Genomic DNA, 5,598 nt, shown 5'->3' with positions numbered 1-5,598 from the left:
ACAAGGCAGAGTGCATTCCAGCCAAATTTTCTTTGCTATGGAGGACGGAATATTACACTAACTGAAGTTCAGAAAGAATCAAAAAATATTGACTGTGAGGAATGTTTTTATGACAAGAAAAATTGGAATCATTGGAATGGGTAACGTTGGTGCAGCCTGTGCTCACTATATCGTTGCTGGAGGATTTGTGGATGATTTAGTTTTAATCGACAAAAACGAAAAGAAGGTCAAAGCTGATGCGTTGGATTTTGAGGACGCAATGGCAAATCTTCCATACCACACTAATATTTTTGTAAATGACTATTCACAATTGGACGATGCTGACATAATTATTTCAGCTGTAGGTCACATTAAGTTGATCGGTGGCGACCATCCTAACCGTTTTGGAGAATTGAAACCAACTGGTGACGATGTTAAAGAAGTTGCTGCCAAAATCAAACAAACAAAATTCCATGGCATCATGGTCGTAATTAGTAACCCTAATGATGTTATGACTTCGATGTATCAACAAGTACTAGGTTTCCCTAAAGAACGCGTTATTGGAACTGGTACATTACTAGATTCAGCTCGTATGAAACGTGCCGTTGGTAAAGCCTTCAAGGTCGATCCTAGATCAGTTTCTGGATACAATTTGGGTGAACACGGCAATTCCCAATTCACAGCTTGGTCAACAGTTAAAGTAATGGATCAATCAATTTTGAAACTTGCTAAAGATGAAGGTCTTGACCTAGATAAGATCAATGAAGACGTTCGTATGGGTGGATTTACAGTCTTCGATGGCAAAGGATACACTAACTACGGAATTTCAACCGCTGCGGTTAGATTGTCATTAGCTATTTTGAATGATGCCAGAATCGAATTGCCAGTTTCTAACTTCCGTGAAGAATACGGAGTTTATCTATCATATCCAGCTATTGTAGGACGTGAAGGTATTTTGAAACAATTACAATTAGATTTGCCACAAGAAGAATTGGATAAATTGCAATATTCGGCTGATTACATCAAGAAAAATCTTAAATAGGTTTTGAAGTTTGGTCATTCTCGAAAGGGAGTGGCTTTTTTGGTGCCAAAATTTAATTATTTTAAATTATTAATTATATTTTAATGAAATTAGAGTATAATGGCAGTCACAAACAGAAATTCTTTAATAGATTGAGAGGCTGATTTTATGACTAGAAAAGTAGCAATCATCGGAATGGGTAACGTTGGTGCAGCATGTGCGCATTATATCGTTGCTAGTGGTTTTACCGATGATTTAGTTTTGATTGATAAAAACGAAAAGAAAGTAAAGTCTGATGCGTTGGATTTTGAAGATGCGATGCCTAATTTGCCGTTTCACACTAATATTTTCGTGAATGATTACTCTCAATTAGATGACACTGACGTTATTATCTCGGCTGTTGGTAATATCAAATTGCAGGATCGAGTAGTACCGGATCGATTTGCAGAATTAGAAATCACTAGTGAAGCTGTAACCGATGTAGCAAAGAAAATTCACCAAACAAAATTTCACGGTTGTATCGTAGTTATTAGTAATCCTAATGATGTCATAGTTTCGATTTATCAAAAGATTACAAAACTACCTAAGAATCAAGTTATGGGAACTGGAACTTTATTGGACTCCGCTAGAATGAAACGTGCCGTTGGAGCAGCTTTAGATGTCGATCCAAGATCTGTCGAAGGTTACAATTTGGGTGAACATGGTAATTCTCAATTCACAGCTTGGTCTACTGTTAAAGTGATGGATCGTTCTATTAAAGACTGGGCTCAAGAGGATGGCCTTGACCTTGATAAATTGAATGAAGATATCAGAATGGGTGGATTCACAGTCTTTAGTGGTAAGAAATATACTAATTATGGTATTTCAACTGCAGCTGTGAAGTTAGCTTTGGCAGTCTTGAATGATGCTCATATTGAACTGCCAGTTTCTAATTACCGTGAAGAATATGGAACTTACTTGTCATATCCAGCCATTATTGGAAGAACAGGTGTCATTAAACAGGTGCAATTGGACTTGCCACAAGAAGAATTGGACAAGTTGCAATACTCAGCTGATTTCATAAAAAACAAATTAGCTGAACAAGTTTAAAAAAAGAAAAGAATATATCATATGAGTCGATAGAAAAAACTATCGGCTTTTTTGGTATTATTAGAATTTATGTATGAGATATATTTTGCAAATATGAATTGCAAGAATCATTATTTTGTTTGTTTTTGAAAGCGGATACAATATGAACTGGAAAGGAGAAAAACTCATGAGATATGGTAATATTCTTAATTTATTAAGAACAAATTTGCCAAATCCAATTACAAGGGATTATTTTTGTCAAAAGTTAAATGTTAGTTGCAGAACTGTTTCTTCTGATATAAAAAAGCTAAACGATGCGGGTAAAAAGAATGGCTTCAGGATTAATAACATTCGAGACAAAGGATACGTTTTAGAAATCTTTGATGATAAAAAATTTAAAGAATACACTCATCAACTTCGACAAGTTAATACGACTATGACAGACGTCAGACAGAGACTTTTTAATTTAGAAATTATTTTATTGTTAGCCGGTGATTTTATTACGCTAAAGGATTTGTCTGAACGATTTGGAGTCAGTGTTTCTACTATCAAAGATGATCTAAAACGAACTAATCAATTCTTTAAAGAGAAAAACTTGAAAGTTGTTGGCAAGCCTCACTATGGTATTTACATTTCTGGTAATGAACGTGATAAACGCCAGGCAATAATCGATCTCTTTAGAATGCAATTGTCAGCTCCAGTTATGACACCGGAGTACATTACATTTACACAAATGATTAATGGTAACGAGTTACGTAAAGCTATTGAAGATAGTCTTAGAAAAAATAATTTATCTATTAATGATTTGTTGCTAAAAAATGTTATTGAGCATGTGAGACTACTAATTTTTAGACTGCTTAAGAAGAATTACATTAGTGTATCTGAATCGGAAGATACGGGCGACGGTAATGATCAAGTAGAGATGTTAGTTCAAGATATTGTTGGCTATATTGAGAAAACCTATGGCATGGACATTCCTGACTTCGAGGTTCTGTATTTAAAGAAACAAATGATAGGAAAATTGTCATTTGTAGAGACTAATCAAGAACAATATTTACAAAAAAGAATACATCAAGCTTTGATCAAAGTTGATAAATCTTATCAAACGAACTTTAAAGATGATGAAGAATTACAAAGTTTCTTGTTGATACATGTCGCTACATTGTTCAAACGTTTAACGACTAATCATCAATTAACTAATCCATTGATTGATGATGTTTATGTGAAATATGCCAATGTTATCAATGCATCACTAGATTTTATGCATTATTTGAACAAAGATTTGGCACATAAGTTAAGCAAAGATGAATTGGGATATGTGGCTATCTATTTTGCTGCTAGCTTGGAACGTCAAAAATTACTTGAGATGGAAAATTATCGTAATGTTGTAGTTTTAACTCAAGATGGAAGAGGCGCTGGATACTTACTGGAAACAGGTATTAGTCGATTATTTCCAAAGTCTAAGATTAAGACTATTGCGACAAATGAGCTTTATAAAATTAATTCTGAAGATGATTTGATTGTTTCTACAGTCGATTTGTCTGACCAAATTTTTGAAATACCAGTTATTGAAATAGATCCCATATTATCTAGAGACAATCTGAATAGGGTAGAGAAATCAGTCAGATTGTTGAGTGAAGATCCCAAACAATTTGTGGACGAAATGCAATCTATAATCCGACTATTCGATGCCGATAATTTCCACATTTGTGAAGATAATGATTATCTTTCCATTTTAGAAAATCGAGCAACAGCGTTAGAAAGGAGCGGTAAAGCTGAATTTGGCTATAAAGATAGTGTCTTGGAACGGGAATTAAAAATTAGTACGGTCTACGAAGATGGTATAGCTGGACCGCACCCGATGAATAATGTTGCTAACCAAGAAGTAATCGATGTAACGATTTTAAAAAAACCAATCAGATATAAGAATAAGGAAGTACAAATAATATTTTTGATCAACATTGGCCGTGGGCATTTAACACTTCATCAAGAAATCAGTCGAATGATGATTGAATTGATGAAAGATAAAGATTTGCTGAAATCGGTTATTCAAGTTAGAAACTACAAAGAATTTCTATACAAAATAACATTGGCCATTAAGAGGAGTTAATGTCATGGACGAAACAGAAATGAAAGTATTTCAAATCATCTCAATTTCTGGAGATAGTAGAGCACTAGCTTTTGAAGCATTAAGATTGGCAAGAAAAGGCAAATTTCAAGAAGCGGATTCTAAGATGGAAGAAGCCAGAAAAACTAGTGCTGAAGTGCATAATTTACAAACAGATATGCTTACAAAGGAGGCTCGTGGAGAAAAAACTCCAGTTGGACTATTAATGGTTCACGCACAGGATCATTTAATGACGAGCTTATTGGCGAGAGATTTAATTGAAGAAATGATAGGAATGTTAAAGGATAAGCAAGCGACAGAAGAATAAAGGAGGAAGTTTTAATGAGTGTCGATGTAAAAGTACTTGAAAGATTATCAAATGCTGATGGAATAGTTTCTTGTGAGGATGAGGTTAGGGATATTTTGAGAGATACCTTAGCAAAATATTGCGATGAAACAATTTATGATGGTTTAGGGAGTATGATTTGTATCCAAAAAGGTACAGGCAAGGGGCCTAAGGTCGCTATTGCAGCACATATGGATGAAGTAGGATTCATGGTTCGTAGTATTACTGATGGTGGGTTGATCATGTTAATTGTCGTTGGAGGTGTTAAAACTGATACTTTAGCATTTCAACGATTAAGATTGACTACAGAAGATGGTAAGAAACTCAATGGTTTAGTTGCTGGTAAATATGAAAAAACAGCAGATTCTCAAATGTATTTCGATATTGGAGCTAAAACTAAACAAGATGTTTTAAATTTAGGAATTAATGTCGGAGACATGTTATCTTTTGGAACGGAATTCGAATCTACAAATTTACCTGATACATACATGGGTAAAGCTATGGATGACCGTTACGGTTGTTTTGCACTAGTAGAAATTGCTAAAGCTATGCAAAATATTGAACATGAAAATGATATTTATTACATCGGAACATACGGAGAAGAAGTTGGATTAAGGGGCGCTAAAACTTCAGCACAAATGATCAAACCTGATATTTACTTCACAATTGATGTTGCGACTTATCCAAATCAATTCAGAACTGATAACACAAATAATCGTCAGATGGGTAAGGGACCAATGTTAACTCATTTTGATCGAACAATGGCCCCTAACAAAAAATTAGTCAGTCTAGTTAGAAATACTGCTACTAAATATGACTTACCGCTTCAATATGACATGTTTAATAATGGTGGGACTGATAGTGGTGAAGCTCATAAGGTTGGTAAAGGGATTGCGACAGTTACAACTTGCTTACCTTGTCGTTATGGTCACTGTGCAGCTTCAATTGTAGATGTGAATGATATTGATAATATTGCAAAATTGTATACAAAGATACTTCCACAAGTAACACAAGAAAAAATAGACGCAAATTGCAAGAACAAGTTAGCCACTTTGGAAAAATAAAGAAAAGTTAAGA

Annotated in this window: 5 protein-coding genes; all 5 read left to right on the top strand. The window is 34.4% G+C overall.

Annotated elements, in window-relative coordinates:
* Window positions 1-109: 109 nt before the first annotated feature.
* The 5 genes from FC88_RS00645 to ypdE all read left to right on the top strand — a co-directional run bounded on the left by FC88_RS00645 (window position 110) and on the right by ypdE (window position 5,585).
* Window positions 110-1,021, top strand: a complete 912-nt coding sequence (locus FC88_RS00645) for an L-lactate dehydrogenase (RefSeq protein WP_057811887.1) — start codon at window positions 110-112, stop codon at window positions 1,019-1,021.
* Window positions 1,022-1,168: 147 nt separating this feature from the next.
* Window positions 1,169-2,089 carry an L-lactate dehydrogenase gene (locus tag FC88_RS00640; RefSeq protein ID WP_057811886.1) on the top strand — a complete coding sequence of 307 codons (921 nt, stop codon included), beginning with the start codon at window positions 1,169-1,171 and terminating at the stop codon, window positions 2,087-2,089.
* 166 nt (window positions 2,090-2,255) lie between these two features.
* Complete coding sequence (locus FC88_RS00635) at window positions 2,256-4,178, top strand: BglG family transcription antiterminator (protein ID WP_057811885.1); 1,923 nt, start codon at window positions 2,256-2,258, stop codon at window positions 4,176-4,178.
* Between the two features lie 4 nt (window positions 4,179-4,182).
* A complete protein-coding gene (locus tag FC88_RS00630) occupies window positions 4,183-4,503 on the top strand; it encodes a PTS lactose/cellobiose transporter subunit IIA (RefSeq protein ID WP_057811884.1) in 321 nt (106 codons plus the stop codon).
* A 14-nt stretch (window positions 4,504-4,517) separates the two neighbouring features.
* Window positions 4,518-5,585: an aminopeptidase gene (ypdE, locus tag FC88_RS00625; protein WP_057811883.1), complete on the top strand. Its 1,068-nt coding sequence runs from the start codon at window positions 4,518-4,520 to the stop codon at window positions 5,583-5,585.
* Window positions 5,586-5,598: the final 13 nt, after the last annotated feature.

Origin of the sequence: Companilactobacillus futsaii JCM 17355 (assembly GCF_001435505.1) — a bacterium.
Taxonomy (GTDB): domain Bacteria; phylum Bacillota; class Bacilli; order Lactobacillales; family Lactobacillaceae; genus Companilactobacillus; species Companilactobacillus futsaii.
This window is presented reverse-complemented; position numbering and strand designations above follow the sequence as displayed.

Bases quoted from the DNA above. Each gene is read 5' to 3' on its own strand.
- FC88_RS00640 (WP_057811886.1), top strand. From the start codon at position 1,169: ATGACTAGAAAAGTAGCAATCATCGGAATGGGTAACGTTGGTGCAGCA.
- FC88_RS00630 (WP_057811884.1), top strand. From the start codon at position 4,183: ATGGACGAAACAGAAATGAAAGTATTTCAAATCATCTCAATTTCTGGA.
- FC88_RS00645 (WP_057811887.1), top strand. From the start codon at position 110: ATGACAAGAAAAATTGGAATCATTGGAATGGGTAACGTTGGTGCAGCC.
- FC88_RS00635 (WP_057811885.1), top strand. From the start codon at position 2,256: ATGAGATATGGTAATATTCTTAATTTATTAAGAACAAATTTGCCAAAT.
- ypdE (WP_057811883.1), top strand. From the start codon at position 4,518: ATGAGTGTCGATGTAAAAGTACTTGAAAGATTATCAAATGCTGATGGA.